Here is a 19472-nt window from a genome sequence, read left to right as displayed (position 1 = left end):
TCGCCGGCGCTGGCCGGTGGTCGGTGGGTCGGGGGACTGTCACCGAGGAGCGCGCCGTCGACGCCCGCCCCGCGGGGGGTCAGGGGATGCGCACGTACCGGGCCCGGGCCTGACCGCGGTACCGACACCTCGACGTGGGGCGGGCCTGCTCGCGGGCAGGGGAGAACGTGCGCTGGTCAGCGACACATTCGACGGGGCATGCGACGAGAGTACGACGCGCGTCCCATTCCTCGACACGCCCGTCTTGCGATGCGAGACGCGTGTGCTCGCGCGTCGAGCTCTCGGGACACCGGCGCCCCGGGTGTCCCGAGGCCCCGGCGGCCGGCCTGCCCTCGGTTCACCCGATCGGCCCAGGAGGTCTGTCCGGGTTGATCCCGAACGACAACGGTGTGACTTCTGGGACGTGTGTGACAGGTGTTCTCTTGTGGGAAACCCACAGGTAGCGTGCCTGACGTGCGTGACGCAGGCGTGACACCCGACCCCCGGCCGGCCCCCTCCGCAGGGGCGGCGACGTCGTGCGCCCGGGCCGCCCGCCGACCCGTCGGGTGGCGCGGCCTCGCGGTGCTCCCGGTCGGCCTGCTGACCCTGGGGCTCGTGGTGGCGCCCGCCGCGGCCGCCCCGTCCGGCGACGACGTGCGTGACGCGCGCGCCGCGGTCGGCCGCGCGCAGCAGTCGGTCGCCCAGATGGAGGTCCGGCTCGCCGAGCTGGCCGCCGCCGCCGAGTCCGCCGAGGTCGCGGTCCAGACCGCCGCCGAGTCCTACACGCAGGCCGTCGCCGACGCCGAGACCGCCCGCACCCGGGCCCAGGACGCCGCCGGCCGCTCCACGCAGGCCGCCGAGCAGGCCGAGGTCGCCCGACGCAAGCTCGTGACGTTCGCCCGCCAGCTCGCCCGCACCGGCGGGTCGAGCGACCTGCTGCAGGCCGCGCTGTCGGCCGACGGGTTCCAGGACGTCGCCCGGCGGACGACGTCCCTCAACCAGGCCACCGGCAAGGCCGACGAGGCCGTGCAGGAGTACCAGGCGACGCTGCTGGTCGCGGCGACGATGGAACGGCGCTCCGCCGCCGCCGCGCAGGCCGCCGGCGACGCCGCCGCCGCCGCGCAGACCGCGCTCGACGAGGCGCGCAGCACGCAGACGCAGACCGACGCCTCGCTCGCGGCCGGGCAGGCCGAGCGCGACGGGCTGATCTCGGCCCTCGCCGCCGCCCGCCAGACCAGCGCCGAGGTCGAGCGCGCCCGCCAGGACGCCGTCGACGCCGAGCGTCGCGCCCGCACGGAGGCCGCGGCGCAGACGCAGCGCACGCAGCCGCCCACGCCCGGCGCGTCGTCGGGCGGCACGGGCTCCGCGGGCGGCGGCGCGGCGCCCGCGCCCGGCAACGGGTCCGGCAACGGGTCCGGCTCCGGCTCGTCCGGGGGAGCGGTGCCGGCCAACCCCGCGCCCGCCCCGAACCCGGCGCCCGCGCCGAACCCCGCACCCGCGCCCAACCCGGCACCCGCCCCGGCCCCCGCGCCCGCCCCCGCACCGGCTCCCGCGCCGTCGAACCCGTACGGCCTGGGCACGGGCACCTCGCGCGGCTCGGCCGGCGCCGGCGCCGCGGCGGCCGCCTGGGCGCAGAGCAAGGTGGGGATCCCCTACGTGTACGGCGGCTCGGGACCCGACGGCTACGACTGCTCCGGGCTGACCAGCCAGGCGTGGCGCGCCGCGGGCGTCAGCATCAACCGCACGTCGCGGGACCAGTACAAGCAGGTCCTCAAGATCGGCTACGACCAGCTGCGCCCGGGCGACCTGGTGTTCTGGGGCGACAACCCCAACGACCCGAACAGCATCTACCACGTGGCGATGTGGGTCGGGAACGGCCAGATCATGGAGGCGTCGAAGCCGGGCGTCCCGCTGCGCGTCACGTCGATGCGCTGGTCCAAGACGATGCCGTTCGCGGGTCGTCCCTGACCGTCACGTCCCTGACCGTCACGTCCCTGACCGTCACGTCCCTGACCGTCACCCCCTGACCGTCACCGCACGCAGCGACGCCCTCCCACCCTGACGGGGGGAGGGCGTCGCTGCGTGCGGGTCAGTGGTTGTAGTACCCCGAGTCGATGGCGCGCTGGCGCGACCGCTCGATCTCGGCCTCCGCCTCGGCGCGGCCCGTCCAGTGCGCGCCCTCGACGGACTTGCCCGGCTCGAGGTCCTTGTAGACCTCGAAGAAGTGCTGGATCTCCAGGCGGTGGAAGTCCGAGACGTCGTCGATGTCCTGACGCCACGCGGCGCGCTGGTCGCCCGTCGGGACGCACAGCACCTTGTCGTCACCGCCGGCCTCGTCGCGCATGCGGAACATCCCGAGCGCGCGGCAGCGGATCAGGCAGCCGGGGAAGGTCGGCTCCTCCAGCAGGACGAGCGCGTCCAGGGGGTCACCGTCCTCGCCGAGCGTGCCCTCGATGAACCCGTAGTCGTCCGGGTAGCGCGTCGAGGTGAAGAGCATGCGGTCGAGGCGGATGCGCCCCGTGGCGTGGTCCACCTCGTACTTGTTCCGCTGCCCCTTGGGGATCTCGATCGTGACGTCGAACTCCACTGTGCTTTCCTCCACGCGTCCCCGCCCGTCGGCGGTGGGGGTCGATCGGCCTGTGGGCGCGTCGTCGTCCCTGGGCGCCGCTGTCTCGGACAGTAGTCTGACGCACCGAGGCGGCGGTACCGGGACCGCGCTCCGACGAGACGGGTGACGATGACCACAGCGGCACGGGTAGCGGGGGTGGGCACTCTCGTGGTGGTCCTCGCTGCCGGTGGCTACGCGACGGCCGACGCGTACGACGTCGTGCCGGGCATCGTCACCCTCGAACCGCCCGTCCCCGACCCGCTGCCCTTCCCGACGGCCCCGGGTGCGGTCGAGCCCACGGCGGTGCCGCGCGCGGTCGGCGACCTCGACCCGCAGGTCCCGCTGCCCGCGTCGGACCAGGTCCAGGCGCTGGTCGACGCGCTCGTCGCGGACCCGCGGCTCGGGCCGAGCGTGGGCGTCACGGTCGTCGACCAGCTGACCGGCGAGGTCCTGGCGGGGAGCACGCCGCAGGTCGGGCGCGTGCCGGCGTCGACCGCGAAGGTCCTCACGGGCGTCGCGGCGCTGACCGCCCTGGACCCGGACGCGACGCTGGCGACCCGCGTCGTGCGCGTCGACGACGGCACGATCGCGCTCGTCGGGGGCGGGGACATGATGCTCGCGGCCGGTGCGGGTGACCCCACCGCGACCCACGGCCGGGCCGGCCTGGCCGACCTGGCCGCGCGCACGGCGGCGGCGCTGGCGCTGCAGGGCGTCACCAGCGTGCGCCTGGTGGTCGACGACTCGCTGTTCACCGGGCCCGCGGTCAGCCCCGCCTGGGACCCCGCCAACGTGGGCGAGGGGTTCGTCGCACCGGTCACGGCGCTCGCGGTCGACGTCGGCCGCCTGCGCGACGGCGAGTACGCGCCACGCTCCGCCGACCCGTCCCTCCAGGCCGCGAAGGTCTTCGCCGAGCGGCTGGCCGAGGTGGGCGTGACCGTCGACGGCACCCCGGTGCGGGGTGCGGCGGGCGACGGCACCGAGCTCGCGCGCGTCGAGTCCGCGCCCGTCGTCGACGTCGTGCACTACTTCCTCGAGACGTCCGACAACTCGATCACCGAGGTCGTCTCGCGGCTCGTCGCGCTCGACGCCGGCCTGCCGCCCAGCTTCGACGGCGGCACGCAGGCGGTCCTGCGGCAGGTCGGGACGCTCGGGGTGGACGTGTCGGGCGCACGGCTCGCCGACGCCTCGGGCCTCGGGGACGGCTCGTCGCTGTCGCCGGCGCTGCTGGCCGACGTCGTGCGGCTGACGACGGACCCCGCGCACCCGACCCTGCGCGACGTCGCCGTCGGCATGCCGGTCGGGGGCCTGACGGGCACGCTCGCGGACCGCTTCACGACGTCCGGCGCCCGCGGCCTCGTGCGCGCCAAGACCGGGTCGCTGCCGCACGTCACGTCGCTGGCCGGCACGGTGCTGGACTCCCAGCGCCGTCAGCTCGTGTTCGCCGTCATGGCCGACCAGACACCCGACGGCGGGCAGTGGGCGCCCCGGCAGGCGATCGACGGTTTCGTCGCGTCGCTGGCCGGCTGCGGCTGCCGCTGACGGCCGCCGCCCCGCCCCGGCGCCGCGGCGTCGCGCGGGTTACCGTGAGCCGGTGCAGCCCACCGCCCCCGGCCCCGTCGACTGGCGCGCGGCCGCGCGCCTGGCCGGTCGGGTCGCCGCCCCCGGCCCGGTCGCGGACCGGGCGACCCTCGTCGACCTCGTCACGGACCTGCGGCTGGCCGCCGCGGTCGCGGCACGCCACGTCGTCGGCGCGACCGGGATGACGCCCGCCGACGGCCGCGACCCCGCCGACATCTCGCGCGTCCTCGTCGTCGACCGGCCCCGCTGGGCGACCGCGAACGCCGAGATGTTCGCCGTCATGGCCGCGCCCCTGGCGACGCGCCGCGACGGGACCCCCGTCGACGTGCCCGACGCGGCCCGGCTGGCCGCCGCCGCGCAGGTCGGCGGCGTCCTGGCCCTGCTGTCCGGCAAGGTCATCGGGCAGTACGACCCGTTCACGGCCGAGCCCGGGCAGCCCGGGCGGCTGCTGCTGGTCGCGCCCAACGTGCTGGCCACGGAGCGTCAGCTCGGCGTCGACGGGCGCGACTTCCGCCTCTGGGTGGCGCTGCACGAGCAGACCCACGCGCTGCAGTTCGCCGCCGCGCCCTGGCTCGCCGCCCACCTGCGCGCGCGCTCGGCGGAGCTGCTGTCCGACCTGGCGGACCTCGCGCCCGGCGCCGACCACGAGCGCCTCGGGCTGCCCCGGCTCGACGACCTCCTCGGCGCGCTCGTGCGGGCCGTCACGGAGGGTGACGGCGGCGTGCTGGCGCTGCTCACGCCACGGCAGCGCGAGGTGTTCGACGAGGTCGGCGCCGTCATGGCCCTGCTCGAGGGGCACGCCGACGTGATGATGGACGAGGTCGGCCCGGCCGTCGTGCCGACCGTGCGGGCCATCCGGCGCGCGTTCGAGCGGCGCCGCGACGCCGCGGCGAGCGCCAAGGGCCTGGACCGCGTGCTGCGACGCATGCTGGGCATGGACCTCAAGCTCGCGCAGTACCGCGACGGTGCGGCGTTCGTCCGGGCCGTGCGGGGACGCGTCGGCCTCGACGGGTTCAACGCGGTGTGGAGCGGCCCGCAGGCGCTGCCCAGCGCCGCCGAGATCGGCGACCCGGCGGCGTGGGTCCGCCGGGTCCACGGCTGACCGCGCACGGATGACGGCCCACCACCCGTGACCGGCCCGGCACCGGCGGTCGCAGCCGTGCGCGTGGCCGTGCGGCGCGCGCTCGCCGACGTCGGCCCGGGCCGGACGGTCCTCGTGGCGTGCTCGGGCGGCGCGGACTCCCTGGCGCTCGCGGCCGGGCTCGCGTGGGAGGCCCGCGGGGGCGGCACGTGGCGCGCGGGCGCGGTCGTCGTCGACCACGGGCTCCAGCACGGCTCGCACGACGTCGCACGCGACGCCGCCGCCACGTGCCGCGCGCTCGGCCTCGACCCCGTGCGGGTCGTGCGTGTCGACGTGGGCACCGCCGGCGGGCCCGAGGCCGCCGCGCGCACGGCCCGCTACCGCGCGCTCGAGAACGTCGCGGACGAGCTGGACGCCGCCGCCGTGCTCCTGGGCCACACGCTCGACGACCAGGCCGAGACCGTCCTGCTGGCGCTCGCCCGCGGGTCGGGGGAGCGCTCGCTCGCCGGCATGCGGCCCGTGCGCGGACGCCTGCGCCGGCCCCTGCTGGGCCTGCGTCGCGCGGACACCGAGGCCGCCTGCGCGGCGCAGGGCCTGGCGGCCTGGCACGACCCCACCAACGGTCGTCCGCTCGACGGCACCGGCACCGGCACCCTGCCCGCCGCGGACCTGCCGCTGCGCAGCCGCGTGCGCACCGAGGTGCTGCCGGTGCTCGAGGCGGTCCTCGGGCCCGGTGTCGCGCAGGCGCTGGCGCGCACGGCCGACGCGCTCGCGGACGCGACCGACGCGGTCGACGCCGCGGCCGCCGTGGTCCTCGCGGCGGCCCTCGACGAGCACGCGCCCGACGCGCGCCCCGGGGACGTCGTGCTCGACGTCGCACCGCTCGCGGACGCCCCCGCGGCCGTCCGACGACGTGCGCTGCACGACGCCGCGGTGCGCGCCGGATGCCCGCCCGGCGCGCTCGCACGCGTCCAGGTGCTGGCCGTCGAGGCGCTCGTCACCGCGTGGCGCGGGCAGGGGCCCGTCCACCTGCCCGGCGGCCGGGTGGCGTCACGCGCGTGTGGCAGGCTCTACCTCGTCCTGCCGAACGCGGGCGGCGACGGGGCGGGTGACGCCCGCCCACGTACGGGGACCGGCGGGCCACGGCCCGACGATCACGACGACCAGCACGACGACCGGGAGTGAGCGGTGGACGCGGCGGACATGGGTGACGACCTCGAGCGGGTGCTCCTCACCGAGGAGCAGCTGCACGCGCGCCTCGACGAGATGGCGGCGCAGATCGACGCGGACTACGCGGGTGAGCCGCTGCTGCTCGTCGGCGTGCTCAAGGGTGCCGTGATGGTCATGGCGGACCTCGCGCGCCGCCTGCGCGGCAACGTGTCGATGGACTGGATGGCGGTGTCGTCCTACGGGTCGGGCACCAAGTCCTCGGGCGTCGTGCGGATCCTCAAGGACCTGGACTCCGACCTCACGGGCCGGCACGTCCTGATCGTCGAGGACATCATCGACTCGGGCCTGACGCTGTCGTGGCTGCTGTCGAACCTGCGCTCGCGCGGGCCCGCCACGGTCGAGATCGCGACGATGCTCCGCAAGCCGGAGGCCGCGAAGGTCGAGGTGCCCGTGCGGTACGTCGGGTTCGACATCCCGACGGAGTTCGTCGTCGGCTACGGCCTGGACTACGACGAGCGGTACCGCAACCTGCCGTTCGTCGGGACGCTGGCGCCGCACGTCTACCAGTCCTGACGGACCGCCGACCCCTGCCTCGCGCGCGGCCTGTGCCCTGGGCGAACAGCGCCGGGGTGGCGCAGGTCCACCGTGTACTTTCAAGGGCAGTGTCCCGTCGAGCGGAGGATGAGGGGCCACGCCCCGATCGCCCATGAACTTCAAGCGTCTCTTCCGCGGCCCCTTCATCTGGGTCGCCCTGGCCGTCGCCCTGTCGCTGGCGGCCTTCGGCATGCTCCAGATGCCGTCCGTGCAGCAGGTCGACACGTCCGTCGGCCTCGAGCTGCTCCAGGACGGCAAGGTCGAGCAGGCCCTCGTCACCGAGGGGACGCAGCGCGTCGACCTCACGCTGAGCGAGGCCTACGACCCCGACCCGGACGAGGAGGGCGACCTCGGCAAGCAGGTCTACTTCTTCTACGTGACGCCCCAGGGCCCGCAGGTGATCGACGCGATCACCGCCGCGAACCCCGCGGACGGCTTCACGTCCAAGGTCCCGCAGCCGACGTGGTGGGGCAGCCTGCTGACCCTGGTGCTGCCGTTCGTCATCATCCTGGGCCTGTTCTGGTTCCTCATGTCGAACATGCAGGGCGGCGGCTCGAAGGTCATGAGCTTCGGCAAGTCCAAGGCGAAGCTGGTGAGCAAGGAGTCGCCCAAGGTCACGTTCGCCGACGTCGCGGGCGTCGACGAGGCGGTCGAGGAGCTGCAGGAGATCAAGGAGTTCCTCGCCGAGCCGGCCAAGTTCCAGGCCGTCGGCGCCAAGATCCCCAAGGGCGTGCTGCTGTACGGCCCCCCGGGGACGGGCAAGACCCTGCTGGCGCGCGCCGTGGCGGGCGAGGCGGGCGTGCCGTTCTACTCGATCTCCGGGTCGGACTTCGTCGAGATGTTCGTCGGCGTCGGTGCGAGCCGCGTGCGCGACCTGTTCCAGCAGGCCAAGGAGAACAGCCCCGCGATCATCTTCGTCGACGAGATCGACGCGGTCGGCCGCCACCGCGGCGCCGGCCTGGGCGGCGGGCACGACGAGCGCGAGCAGACGCTCAACCAGATGCTCGTCGAGATGGACGGCTTCGACGTCAAGACGAACGTCATCCTCATCGCCGCGACCAACCGCCCCGACATCCTCGACCCCGCGCTGCTGCGCCCGGGCCGCTTCGACCGTCAGGTCGCGGTCGACCCGCCGGACCTCAAGGGCCGCGAGCGCATCCTGGCGGTGCACGCGCAGGGCAAGCCGATGGCGCCGGGCGTCGACCTCGCCGTCGTCGCGCGCCGGACCCCCGGGTTCAGCGGTGCGGACCTGGCCAACGTGCTCAACGAGGCCGCGCTGCTCACGGCTCGCACCGGCGGGCAGGTCATCGACGACCGCGCGCTCGACGAGGCGATCGACCGCGTCATCGCGGGCCCGCAGAAGCGCACGCGCGTCATGAACGTCAAGGAGCTGAAGATCACGGCGTACCACGAGGGCGGGCACGCCCTGGTGGCGGCGGCGCTGCGGTACACGGACCCCGTGACGAAGGTGACGATCCTGCCGCGCGGGCGGGCGCTGGGCTACACGATGGTCATGCCGATGGAGGACAAGTACTCCACGACGCGCAACGAGCTGCTCGACACGCTCGCGTACGCCATGGGCGGCCGCGTCGCCGAGGAGCTCGTGTTCCACGACCCGACGACGGGTGCGAGCAACGACATCGAGAAGGCCACCTCGACGGCCCGCAAGATGGTCACGCAGTACGGCATGAGCGCGCGGCTCGGCGCGATCAAGCTGGGCGGCGAGTCCTCCGAGATGTTCCTCGGCCGCGACGTGGGCCACCAGCGGGACTACTCCGAGGAGATCGCGGGCGCGATCGACGTCGAGGTGCGGGCGCTCATCGAGCGCGCGCACGACGAGGCGCGCGACATCCTCGTCGAGTACCGCGACGTGCTGGACGCCCTCGTGCTCGAGCTGCTGGAGAAGGAGACCCTGAACCAGGAGCAGCTGGCGACGATCTTCCAGCCCATCACCAAGCGCCCGCCGCGCGAGGTCTGGGTCTCGGGCGACGACCGCACGATCGACCGCGGCCCCGTCATGACCCCGGCGGAGCAGGCCGCGCTCAACGGGCACCCGGTCATCCCGCAGGACGAGGCGGCCGCGGCCCACACCGAGCGTCCCCCGACCGCCGTGGTGGAGCTGCCGCCGAGCGGCACGCCCGACGCGGACGGGCCGCGCTGACGTGACGGACGCGACGACCCCCGCCGCCGACGGCGTGCCGTCGGTCATCTCGCCGACGCGTCCCGACGGCGGGCGCGCCGTCGGGCCGTACGACGAGGAGCGCGCGGCGCGCGCCGGGCGCGAGCTGCTGCTGGCCGTCGGCGAGGACCCGGACCGCGAGGGTCTGCGCGAGACGCCGGCGCGGGTCGCCCGTGCGTACCGCGAGATCTTCGCGGGGCTCACGATGGATGCGCGCGACGTCCTGACGACGACCTTCGACCTCGGGCACGAGGAGATGGTCCTCGTGCGGGACATCGAGGTGTACTCGACGTGCGAGCACCACCTCGTGCCGTTCCACGGCGTCGCGCACGTCGGCTACATCCCGGGCGCGAACGGCCGCATCACGGGCCTGTCGAAGCTGGCTCGGCTGGTCGACGTGTACGCGCGTCGCCCGCAGGTGCAGGAGCGGCTGACGTCGCAGATCGCCGACGCGCTCGTCGACGTGCTCGGCCCCCGGGGCGTCCTGGTCGTCGTCGAGTGCGAGCACCTGTGCATGTCGATGCGCGGCGTCCGCAAGCCGGGTTCGCGGACCGTGACCTCGGCCGTCCGTGGGCAGATGCGCGACGTCGCGACCCGGGCCGAGGCCATGAGCCTGGTCACGGGGCGCTGACGGGGCCGACGTGGAGACGCGGGTGAGCACGCAGGGTGCCGGCGGGGACGGTGCCGACCGGGACGGGCCGCGGCTGACCGCGCTGCCGGCCGCCCTGCGGAACCCGGCGCGCACGCTCGTCATGGGCGTCGTCAACGTCACGCCGGACTCGTTCTCCGACGGCGGACGCTGGTTCGACGTCGCCGCGGCCGTCGAGCGCGGGGCGTCGCTGCTCGACGAGGGCGCCGACCTGCTCGACGTGGGCGGCGAGTCCACGCGGCCGGGCGCCGCGCGCGTGCCGGTCGAGGAGGAGCTGGCCCGCGTGCTGCCGGTCGTCGAGCAGCTGGTCGCACGCGGTGCGGTCGTCAGCGTCGACACCACGCGCGCGGTCGTCGCGGCGCAGGCCGTCGAGCGCGGCGCCGTCCTGGTCAACGATGTCTCGGGCGGCATGGCGGACCCCGCCATGGCGTCCGTCGTGGCGGGCACGGGCGCCGCCTACGTCGCCATGCACTGGCGCGGGCACGCCGACGTCATGGACGCGCACGACGCGTACGACGACGTGGTGGCCGACGTGCGCCGGGAGCTGGCGGAGCGCGTCGCGACGCTGCGCGCCGCGGGGGTGCGCGACGAGCAGGTGGTGCTCGACCCGGGCCTGGGGTTCGCCAAGACCGGCGAGAGCAACTGGCCGCTGCTGGCGCACCTGCCGGAGCTGGTCGCCGACGGGTACCCGGTGCTCGTGGGTGCGAGCCGCAAGCGGTTCCTCGGCCACCTCATGGCGGGACCGGACGGGACCCCCGCGCCCCCGGCCGCGCGCGACGACGCGACCGCGGCCGTGACGGCCCTGGCGGCCGCCGCCGGCGCCTGGGCGGTGCGGGTGCACGAGGTGGCCGCGTCGGCGGCGGCCGTGCGGGTCGCCGCCCGCTGGCGCGCCGCGCAGGTCGCCGCGGCCGGAACGACGGCCGGGGACGTCACGACAGAGCACGTCACGACAGAGCACGCCACGACTCGGCACGCGACGACGGGTGCCGCACGGGAAGGAGCACGGTGAACGTGCAGGACGACGTGCACGACGACGGCGGACGCCGGCTGGACCAGATCCGGCTCACGGGCGTCACCGCGACCGGGTACCACGGGGTGTTCGAGCACGAGCGGCGCGAGGGGCAGACCTTCGTCGCCGACGTCGTGGTGCACGTGGACACGCGGCGCGCCGCCGCGGGGGACGACCTGGCGCACACGGTCGACTACGGCCAGGCGGCGCAGCTGGTCGCGGCCGTGCTGTCGGGCGACCCGGTGGACCTGATCGAGACCGTCGCGGAGCGGATCGCGGCCACCGTGCTCGCGCTGCCCGGCGTGCAGGCGGTCGACGTCGCGGTGCACAAGCCGCAGGCGCCCATCCCGGTGCCGTTCGGCGACGTGGTGGTGTCGATCCGCCGCGACCGCACCAAGCTGCCCGCCGCCGAGCCGTACCGCCCCGCGACGGGTCAGGTCCGCCGGTCGGCCGACACCGGGCTGCGCCCGCGGACCGCCGCGCTGCCGCTCGGCCCCGGGTCGTCACCGTCGCCCGTGCCGTCGTCCCCGCCCGGGCCGCAGCCCACGCCGCCGTCGGGGTCCGCACCCGTCGCGCCGGCCCCCGCGCCCTACCCGGTGGCAGGCCCGCCGTCGCCGCCGCTCGGCGCGCCCGCGGCCCCCGCGGCTGCGCTCTCCGCCCCCGCGCCGGACGCGTCGCGGCTCGGCCACGACGCCGGGCCCGACGGGGTCGGCGCCGTCGTGGTCGGACCGGCCCCCACGGGTGCCGTCCCGACCGGCGTGGTGCCCGCGGTCACCGCGCTGCCGGAGGCCGCGCCGGACGGCGCCCGCACCGAGCTCATGGCGCCGGTGCCCGACGTCGTCGACGGCGAGCTCGTGCTCGACGCGCTCGACGAGCCGCCCGCGCAGCCCGTCCGGGCCGTGCTCGCCCTCGGGTCGAACGTGGGTCCCGCGCAGGAGACGCTGCGCCAGGCGGTCGCCGACCTCGCCGCGACCCCGGGCATCGAGGTCGTGGCGGTCTCGCCGCTCGCGCGCACGGCCGCTGTCGGCCCCGAGCAGCCCGACTTCCTCAACGCCGTCGTGCTGACGCGCACCACGCTCGCGGCGCGCGACCTGCTGCGGGCGGCGCACGCCGTCGAGCAGCGCCACGGGCGCGAGCGCCTCCAGCACTGGGGGCCGCGCACGCTCGACGTCGACATCGTCGTGTACGGCGACACGCTCGCGGTCACGGACGACCTCGAGCTGCCGCACCCCCGGGCGCACGAGCGTGCCTTCGTGCTGCAGCCGTGGGCGCAGGTCGACCCCGACGCTCAGCTCCCCGGCCTGGGCGGTGGGCCGGTCGCGCAGCTCGCGGCGACCGCGCCCGACCGTGACGGCGTGCGCTGGATGGCCCTGGACTGGCTCACCGCTCCCGTGCCGGCCGCGAACCCCGAGCCGGAGGGTGCGAGCGCGGGCGAGGCGCACCTGCCGTGAGCGCCACCCGCGTCCGCACGCTCGTCCTGCTGGCGGTCGGCGTCGCCGCCGTCACGTGGTGGGCGATGCGGATGATCGTGGGGCGGGGGGCCGCCACGCCGCCCGACGTCCCGTGGCTCGTCGTCGTGGTCGAGCTGGTCATCGCCGGCGTCGTGCTGTCGATGGGGTGGGCGGTGCGGCAGTACCAGCGCGGCAAGCGGCCGCTGCTGGACCCGGTCCGGGCCGCACGCACCGCCGTGCTGGCGAAGGCGTCGTGCTACACGGGTGCGCTGCTCACCGGGTGGTACGGCGGGCAGGCGCTGTCGCTGCTGACCGACGCCGACGTGCCGGGCAGCACGACGCGTGCGGCGGCCGCCGGTCTCGCGGTGCTGGGTGCGGTCGCGCTGGCGGTCGTGGGCCTCGTCGTCGAGCACTGGTGCCGCATCCCGCCGCCCGACGCCGAGGAGCCCGCGGTCTCGCGCGGAGCCGACCTGGACCCGTCGGTCGGCTGACGCGCAGGAGCGCCCGTGCCGTCCGCTCGTCCGCGGGACCGATCCGCGGGGCCTGCGCCGTGCGGGAGGATGAGCACATGACCACCACCCCCGGGACGCAGGGCTCCGCGTCCGGAGCCGACCCGTTCGACCTGCACGACGTCCCGTGGACCGCGGTGTCCCCGCGCCTGGCCACGGCCCGGCTCCTCGTGCTCGGGGTGTGGGCCGTCGTCCTCCTCGTGCCGACGGTCGCGCTCGCGGCCGCGCTCGACGTGGCGTGGCTGTGGGCCGTGCCCGCGGTGCTCGCGGCGGCGCTGCTGTGGGGCGCGCTGCTGGTGCACCGGCAGGTCCGCGCGCTGCGCTACGCCGAGCGCGACGACGACCTGCTGATCCGCCGGGGCATCATGTTCCGCTCGCTCGTCGTGGTCCCGTACGGCCGCATGCAGTTCGTCGACGTCAGCTCCGGGCCCCTCGCGCGCCGCCTGGGCATCGCGACCGTGCAGCTGCACACCGCGGCGCCGGGCACCGACGCGACGATCCCGGGCCTGCCGCCGACCGAGGCGGCGCGCCTGCGCGACCGGCTCGCGTCGCGCGGTGAGGCCCGGCTGGCGGGGCTGTGAGCACCGCGCTGCGTCCCGTGCCGGAGTCGGCGGGCGAGGAGGGCTACGACTGGCGCCGCCTGCACCCGGTGACGCCCGCGCTGCGGGGCTGGAAGGCCCTGGTCGCGTTCGTCGCGATCATCGGGTTCCAGATGTCCGACGTGCTGCGCGACGTCGCGGACACGCTCGGCCCGGGCCGGGCGTGGCTCGTCATCCTGGGCGTCGTGCTGCTGGTGGGCGTCGTCGGCTTCGTGTACTCCGCCCTGGCGTGGCGGGTCATGCGCTTCGCCGTCACCGACGGTGCGGTCCACCTGCGCACGGGTCTGCTGTTCCGGCAGCAGCGCCAGGCGCGCCTCGACCGGCTGCAGGCCGTGGACGTCGTCCAGCCGCTGCTCGCGCGGCTGCTGGGGCTCGCGCAGCTCAACCTCGAGGTCGCCGGTGGCGCAGGGTCCGCCGTGCAGCTGGCGTTCCTGCGGGAGTCCGAGGCGACGGCGCTGCGCGCGCAGATCCTCGCGCTCGCCGCGGGGGTCGGTCCGCAGGCCGCGGTGGCGGTGCCGTCCGGTCCGGTGACCGACGGCGACGCCGCGTCGCCCGCTGCGGCCCAGGACCACCCCGGCGCGGTGGCCGCCGCACCCGTCTACGCGGCCGCCCCCGAGCGGCAGGTGTACGAGCTGCCCATGCCGCGGCTCATCCGGTCCATCCTGTGGTCGGTCCCGCCGTGGTTCGTGCTGGTCGCCGTGGTCGTCGCGGTCGTGGTCAGCATCGCCGCCGGTGACATCGGCGGCATGTTCGTGCTGATCCCGGCAGTCCTCGGTGCCGGCGGGTACGTGTGGGGCCGCATCAACACCGGCGCGACCTTCCGCGCGGCGGCGTCCCCGGACGGCATCCGGCTGCGCCACGGCCTGACCGAGACCCGCACCCAGACCGTCCCGCCGGGACGCGTCCAGGCCGTGCGCCTCAGCCAGGGACCGCTGTGGCGCCGCAACGACTGGTGGAAGGTCGAGATCAACGTCGCCGGCTACGGCGCGGACGCCGAGGCCCAGAAGGGGTCGGTCCTGCACCCGGTGGCGACCCGCGCCGAGGCCGGTGTCGCCCTGTGGCTCGTCCTGCCGGACCTGGGTGTGGACGACCCGGCGTGCATGCTCGACGCCGCGCTCACGGGGCTCGACGGGGACGGCGGCTTCACGCCCGCGCCCCGCAGCGCCCGGTGGGTCGACCCGCTGAGCCGCCGCCGGCACGGCGTGCTCGTCACCCGGACCGCGCTCGTCATGCGGTCGGGACGGTGGTGGCGCAGCGTCGTCGTCGTGCCGCACGAGCGCACGCAGAGCATCGCGCTCGAGCAGGGACCCCTGCAGCGGCGCCTGCACCTCGCGTCCTTCGTGACGCACTCGACCCCCGGTCCCGTCTCGCCGCGCGTCGACCACCTCGACCAGCACGTCGCGGCCGAGCTGCTCGAGCTGCAGTCCCGCCGCGCCCGGCAGGCGCGCGCCGTCGCCGGCCCGGAGCTGTGGATGCGTGCCGCGGCGGCCCCGATCGGCGACGCGGGTCAGGTCGCGGGCGCCCAGCCGCCGCAGGCCGTGGCGCCCGTGCCCGGCGAGCCCCGGACGTGAGCGCGGACCCCGCGTCCCGGCCCGGGCGTCTGGGCGTCGGCGTCATCGGCGCCGGACGCGTCGGCGCCGTCCTGGGCAGCGCCCTGCGCGGTGCCGGCCACCCCGTCGTGGGCGTGTCCGCGGTGTCCCAGGAGTCGCGCGAGCGCGCGGCGATGCTGCTGCCCGGCGTCCCCGTGCTCGAGGTGCCGGAGGTCGTGCGGCGCGCCGAGCTCGTGCTCCTCGCCGTCCCCGACGACGCGCTGGAACCCCTCGTGCGCGGGCTCGCGGAGACCGGTGCGTGGCAGGCGGGGCAGATCGTCGCGCACACGTCGGGCCGGTTCGGCACGGCGGTCCTCGCGCCGGCGCGCGCCGCGGGCGTCATCCCGCTCGCGCTGCACCCCGCGATGACGTTCACGGGGACGTCGCTCGACCTGTCGCGGCTCGTCGGCTGCGCGTTCGCCGTCACCGCGCCGGGCCCGGTGCTGCCGATCGGCCAGGCGCTCGTCGTGGAGATCGGGGGCGAGCCCGTCGTCGTCGGCGAGGAGCAGCGCCCGCTCTACCACGCGGGTCTCGCGCACGGTGCGAACCACCTGGTCGTGCTCGTCGCGCAGGCCGCGCAGGCGCTGCGCGCGGCCGGCGTCGAGGAGCCGGGCCACGTGCTGCGGCCCCTCCTGGAGGCCGCCCTCGACGGTGCGCTGCGTGCCGAGGACGCGGCCGGCGACGGCGGGCCGGGTGCCATCTCCGCGCTGACCGGGCCCGTGCGGCGCGGGGACGCGGGGACGGTCGCCGACCACGTCGCGGTGCTGACGGCGCTGGGCGCGACCACCGGTGCGGTCGACGTGGTGGCGGGTTACGGTGCCCTGTCGCGCGCGGCGACGGCACGCGCGCTCGGTGCCGGGCTCGTGCGGCCGGAGGCTGCCCGGGACGCGCTCGACGCGCTCGCGGGCATCAAGTCGGCCCCCACGGCGTTGCACGGTGAGGACCACGGATCGCCGCCCCCCGGGGACCCCGGGCGGGACGGCCCGGGACAGGACGGCGGAACCCCGCCGCAGGAGGACGCATGACCACCACCCACCCCGCGCTCGTGCGCGACCGCGACGCGCTGGCCGCGGCGCTGGCCGCGCAGGACGCCTCGTCGCTGCCGCGCGCCGAGGCGGACACCGGCAGGCGCCCGTACCGGCGCGCCGTGGTGATGACGATGGGCGCGCTGCACGCCGGCCACCTCGCGCTCGTCGAGCACGCGCGCTCGCTCGCCGACCTCGTGGTGGTGACGATCTTCGTCAACCCGCTGCAGTTCGGGCCCACCGAGGACCTCGCGCGCTACCCGCGCGACCTCGAGGGCGACCTCGCGCTGCTGTCCGGTCCGGGCCTGCTGCGGCCCCAGGACGTGGTGTTCGCGCCGACGGTCGACGTCGTGTACCCCGACGGCGACCCCGTGGTGCGCGTGACGGCGGGACGCATCGGCGAGGTGCTCGAGGGCGAGTCGCGGCCGGGCCACCTCGACGGTGTCCTGACGGTCGTGCTCAAGCTCCTGCACCTGACGCGGCCGGACGTGGCGGTCTTCGGCCAGAAGGACGCCCAGCAGGTCGCCGCGGTGCGTCGCCTGGTGCGCGACCTCGACGTGCCCGTCGACGTCGCGGTCCACGCGACCGTGCGGGAGGACGACGGGCTCGCGCGCTCGAGCCGCAACGCCTACCTGTCGCCCGAGGAGCGTGAGCGCGCGCTGGCCCTGTCGGCCGCGCTGGACGCCGGTCGCCGCGTCGCCGACGCGGGCCGGGGCCCCGACGCGGTCGTCGCCGCCGCGCGGGCGGTGCTCGACGAGCGGCTGTCCGACCAGGACGCCGTGGACTACGTCGCGCTGGTCGACCCGGCGACGTTCGAGCCCGCCGGTGCCGGGACGTCGCAGGCCGTCCTGCTGCTCGCGGCGCGTGTCGGGGCGACGCGCCTCATCGACAACGCACCGCTGACGCTGCACGGCGCGTCCGCCGGCCGGGGCGGCGCACCCGACCGCGGCGGGCGCGCGGCGGACCTGACGGACGGAGGTGCCGCGTGACCACGCTGCAGCGCACGATGATGACCGGCAAGGTGCACCGCGCGACCGTCACGGCCGCCGACCTGCACTACGTCGGCTCGATCACGATCGACGCGGACCTGCTCGCGGCGGCGGACATCCTGCCGGGGCAGCAGGTCGACGTCGTCGACGTCACCAACGGCGCGCGCCTGACGACGTACGCGATCGCCGGCGAGCCCGGTGAGGGGCAGGTCTGCGTCAACGGCGCGGCGGCCCACCTGGTGCACCCGGGGGACGTCGTCATCGTCATCACCTACGGGACGATGTCCGACGCCGAGGCGCGCACGTACACGCCGCACGTCGTGCTCGTCGACGCCGACAACCGGGTCGTCGACACGGGCGACGACCCGGGCCAGGTCCCCGACGCGTGGACCGAGCGGACGGGTCTGGTCGCCTCGGGCATCCCGATGGCGAGCGCCCGCGCGGCGCTCGACCCGACGCCCTGACGCCACCGCGGGACCGCCGCCGCCGTGCGGCGGCCGCCCCGCGGGACCGGCGGCGCGTCCGCGTCCCGGCGCCGCGGCGGTGGTGGTGAGGACGCGCGCTAGGGTCCCCCTCGTGCTCGTGACGCCCGACCTGCCGTCCGTCCGCCTCGCCACCCGCCTCGCGGCGCCCGAGCCGGGCTGGACGGTCCACGCCGACGCGGTCGTCGTCGGCTCGGGGATCGCGGGCCTGACCGCGGCGCTCGAGCTGCGCACGCGTGTGCGGCGCGTCCTGCTCGTCACCAAGGGCGTGCTGTCCTCCGGGTCCACGGTCTGGGCGCAGGGCGGCATCGCGGCCGCGCTCGACCCGACGGACTCGCCCGCGGCGCACCTGCACGACACGCTCGTCGCCGGCGGCGGCCTGTGCGACCCCCGGGCCGTGGAGACGCTGGTCACCGAGGGTCCGCGCCGTGTGCGCCAGCTCGTCGCGCGCGGGGCCGTGTTCGACACCACCGCGGACGGCGAGATCAGCCTGACGCGTGAGGGCGGGCACCTGACGGACCGCATCGCGCACGCGGGCGGCGACGCGACGGGTGCCGAGATCTCCCGGGCGCTCGTCGCGCAGATCGAGGCGGTGCGCGACGACCCGGGCATCGAGGTCATCGAGCACGCGCTCGTGCTCGACGTCCTGACGGGGGCACCGGGGCCGGACGGCACGCCGGGCGCCGTGGCGGGCGTGACCCTGCACGTCATCGGCGAGGGGTCGCGCGACGGCGTCGGCGCCGCGCTCGCACCCGTCGTGCTGCTGGCGACCGGTGGCATCGGGCAGGTCTACCGCTCGTCGACCAACCCGGCGCAGGCCACGGGCGACGGGATCGCGGCGGCGCTGCGCGCGGGTGCGCTGCTGGGCGACCTCGAGTTCGTGCAGTTCCACCCCACGGTGCTGTGGCTGGGGACGGGCGTGAAGGGCCAGCTGACGCTCGTGAGCGAGGCGGTGCGCGGTGAGGGCGCGCTGCTGCTCGACACCGACGGCGTGCGGTTCATGCCCGACGAGCACCCGCTGGCGGAGCTCGCGCCGCGGGACGTCGTGGCGCACGCCATCGTGCGGCGGACCGCGGCGACCGGCTCGGACCACGTCTGGCTGGACGCGCGGCACCTGGGTGCCGACTTCTTCGCGCGGCGCTTCCCGACGATCCACGAGCGCCTCGCCGAGCACGGCATCGACCCCGCCACCGACCTGGTCCCGGTCGCGCCGGCGCAGCACTACCACTCGGGCGGCGTCGTGACGGACCTCGACGGCCGGTCGTCGCTCAGGGGCCTGTACGCCGTGGGGGAGGTCGCGTGCACGGGCGTGCACGGCGCCAACCGCCTGGCGTCGAACTCGCTGCTCGAGGGGCTCGTGTTCGCCCACCGCGCGGCGCGCGACGTCGCCGCGCGCATCGAGGGCGGGTTCCTGCCGCGCGTCGATCCCAGCCCGCGGCCGGGGCCCGAGGCGCTGGTGGCCGCGGCGTCGCGTGCGCGCGTGCAGCGCGTGGCGACGGACGGGCCCGGGGTCCTGCGCTCGGGCGACGGGCTGCGCCGGGCGCTGACGGCGCTCGCGGCGATCCCGACCGACGCGCAGCAGCGGCGCGACGACGGCCGGCCGCTGGGCGTGCCGCAGCTCGCGGAGTGGGAGACGACCAACGTGCACCAGGTGGCCACGGTGCTCACGCTGGCGGCGCTGGTGCGCGAGGAGTCGCGCGGCGGGCACGCGCGGAGCGACTTCCCGCTCACCAAGGAGGAGTGGCGCGTGCGCGTCGGGGTGAAATCGGGACCGGACGGATCGGTCGAGATCGGGCCCCGCCCGGTCGGATAGTCCGATGAGCACGTTCCCAGGGCCGAAACTTTCTCCAGACGTCGGACGACTTGCCTGCATCTGAACGGGTGACCAGGTCTGCCGCTTTCCCGCAGGGATCCCTAGGTTCAGGGGTCCGGCCCCGTACGCGCGGGGTGCTGTGCTGCGCAAGGGAGCGACGATGCACGT

At 76.3% G+C, this 19472-nt stretch carries 17 protein-coding genes; 16 read left to right on the top strand and 1 reads right to left on the bottom strand.

The features are described 5' to 3' along the window. Positions 1-453: 453 nt before the first annotated feature. Positions 454-1947 carry a C40 family peptidase gene (locus tag H9657_RS19525; protein WP_318241253.1) on the top strand — a complete coding sequence of 498 codons (1494 nt, stop codon included), beginning with the start codon at positions 454-456 and terminating at the stop codon, positions 1945-1947. A 121-nt stretch (positions 1948-2068) separates the two neighbouring features. Here H9657_RS19525 and H9657_RS03550 read toward each other — a convergent pair whose 3' ends face one another. Further along, positions 2069-2566, bottom strand: coding sequence for an inorganic diphosphatase (locus H9657_RS03550; protein WP_191780394.1), 498 nt, complete (start codon positions 2564-2566; stop codon positions 2069-2071). Between the two features lie 177 nt (positions 2567-2743). Between H9657_RS03550 and dacB the strand changes: the two genes are divergently transcribed. From dacB to H9657_RS03475, 15 genes are all read left to right on the top strand, one after another. Then, on the top strand, positions 2744-4126 hold the full coding sequence (gene dacB / locus H9657_RS03545; RefSeq protein WP_318241252.1) for a D-alanyl-D-alanine carboxypeptidase/D-alanyl-D-alanine endopeptidase: 1383 nt from the start codon (positions 2744-2746) through the stop codon (positions 4124-4126). Between the two features lie 52 nt (positions 4127-4178). Next, positions 4179-5267, top strand: a complete 1089-nt coding sequence (locus H9657_RS03540) for a zinc-dependent metalloprotease (protein ID WP_191780392.1) — start codon at positions 4179-4181, stop codon at positions 5265-5267. Positions 5268-5294: 27 nt separating this feature from the next. Beyond that, positions 5295-6431 carry a tRNA lysidine(34) synthetase TilS gene (gene tilS / locus H9657_RS03535; protein WP_191780390.1) on the top strand — a complete coding sequence of 379 codons (1137 nt, stop codon included), beginning with the start codon at positions 5295-5297 and terminating at the stop codon, positions 6429-6431. A gap of 3 nt (positions 6432-6434) precedes the next feature. Then, complete coding sequence (gene hpt, locus H9657_RS03530; RefSeq protein WP_191780388.1) at positions 6435-6989, top strand: hypoxanthine phosphoribosyltransferase; 555 nt, start codon at positions 6435-6437, stop codon at positions 6987-6989. Between the two features lie 133 nt (positions 6990-7122). Then, on the top strand, positions 7123-9171 hold the full coding sequence (ftsH, locus tag H9657_RS03525) for an ATP-dependent zinc metalloprotease FtsH (RefSeq protein WP_191780386.1): 2049 nt from the start codon (positions 7123-7125) through the stop codon (positions 9169-9171). Between the two features lie 34 nt (positions 9172-9205). Then, positions 9206-9820 (top strand): GTP cyclohydrolase I FolE, encoded by a 615-nt coding sequence (folE, locus tag H9657_RS03520; RefSeq protein ID WP_404813137.1) that lies wholly within the window; start codon positions 9206-9208, stop codon positions 9818-9820. A gap of 121 nt (positions 9821-9941) precedes the next feature. Beyond that, on the top strand, positions 9942-10847 hold the full coding sequence (gene folP / locus H9657_RS03515; RefSeq protein WP_191780747.1) for a dihydropteroate synthase: 906 nt from the start codon (positions 9942-9944) through the stop codon (positions 10845-10847). Then, complete coding sequence (folK, locus tag H9657_RS03510; RefSeq protein ID WP_191780384.1) at positions 10844-12298, top strand: 2-amino-4-hydroxy-6-hydroxymethyldihydropteridine diphosphokinase; 1455 nt, start codon at positions 10844-10846, stop codon at positions 12296-12298. The genes folP and folK overlap by 4 nt, the downstream gene beginning before the upstream one ends. Then, the gene (locus H9657_RS03505; RefSeq protein ID WP_191780382.1) at positions 12295-12789 is read left to right on the top strand and encodes a DUF3180 domain-containing protein; all 495 of its coding nucleotides are present in this window, start codon (positions 12295-12297) and stop codon (positions 12787-12789) included. The genes folK and H9657_RS03505 overlap by 4 nt, the downstream gene beginning before the upstream one ends. Positions 12790-12866: 77 nt before the next feature. After that, the gene (locus H9657_RS03500) at positions 12867-13388 is read left to right on the top strand and encodes a PH domain-containing protein (protein ID WP_191780380.1); all 522 of its coding nucleotides are present in this window, start codon (positions 12867-12869) and stop codon (positions 13386-13388) included. Then, positions 13385-14977, top strand: a complete 1593-nt coding sequence (locus H9657_RS03495; RefSeq protein ID WP_191780378.1) for a PH domain-containing protein — start codon at positions 13385-13387, stop codon at positions 14975-14977. Before H9657_RS03500 ends, H9657_RS03495 begins: the two co-directional genes overlap by 4 nt. Beyond that, entirely contained in the window at positions 14974-16020 is a 1047-nt protein-coding gene (locus tag H9657_RS03490) for a Rossmann-like and DUF2520 domain-containing protein (RefSeq protein ID WP_191780376.1), read from the top strand. The genes H9657_RS03495 and H9657_RS03490 overlap by 4 nt, the downstream gene beginning before the upstream one ends. Then, the gene (gene panC, locus H9657_RS03485) at positions 16017-17009 is read left to right on the top strand and encodes a pantoate--beta-alanine ligase (RefSeq protein WP_191780374.1); all 993 of its coding nucleotides are present in this window, start codon (positions 16017-16019) and stop codon (positions 17007-17009) included. The genes H9657_RS03490 and panC overlap by 4 nt, the downstream gene beginning before the upstream one ends. Further along, entirely contained in the window at positions 17006-17473 is a 468-nt protein-coding gene (panD, locus tag H9657_RS03480) for an aspartate 1-decarboxylase (protein ID WP_318241251.1), read from the top strand. Before panC ends, panD begins: the two co-directional genes overlap by 4 nt. Before the next feature lie 112 nt (positions 17474-17585). Beyond that, the gene (locus H9657_RS03475; RefSeq protein WP_191780372.1) at positions 17586-19304 is read left to right on the top strand and encodes an L-aspartate oxidase; all 1719 of its coding nucleotides are present in this window, start codon (positions 17586-17588) and stop codon (positions 19302-19304) included. Positions 19305-19472: the final 168 nt, after the last annotated feature.

The organism is Cellulomonas avistercoris, assembly GCF_014836445.1.
Classification (GTDB): Bacteria; Actinomycetota; Actinomycetes; order Actinomycetales; family Cellulomonadaceae; genus Cellulomonas; species Cellulomonas avistercoris.
This window is presented reverse-complemented; position numbering and strand designations above follow the sequence as displayed.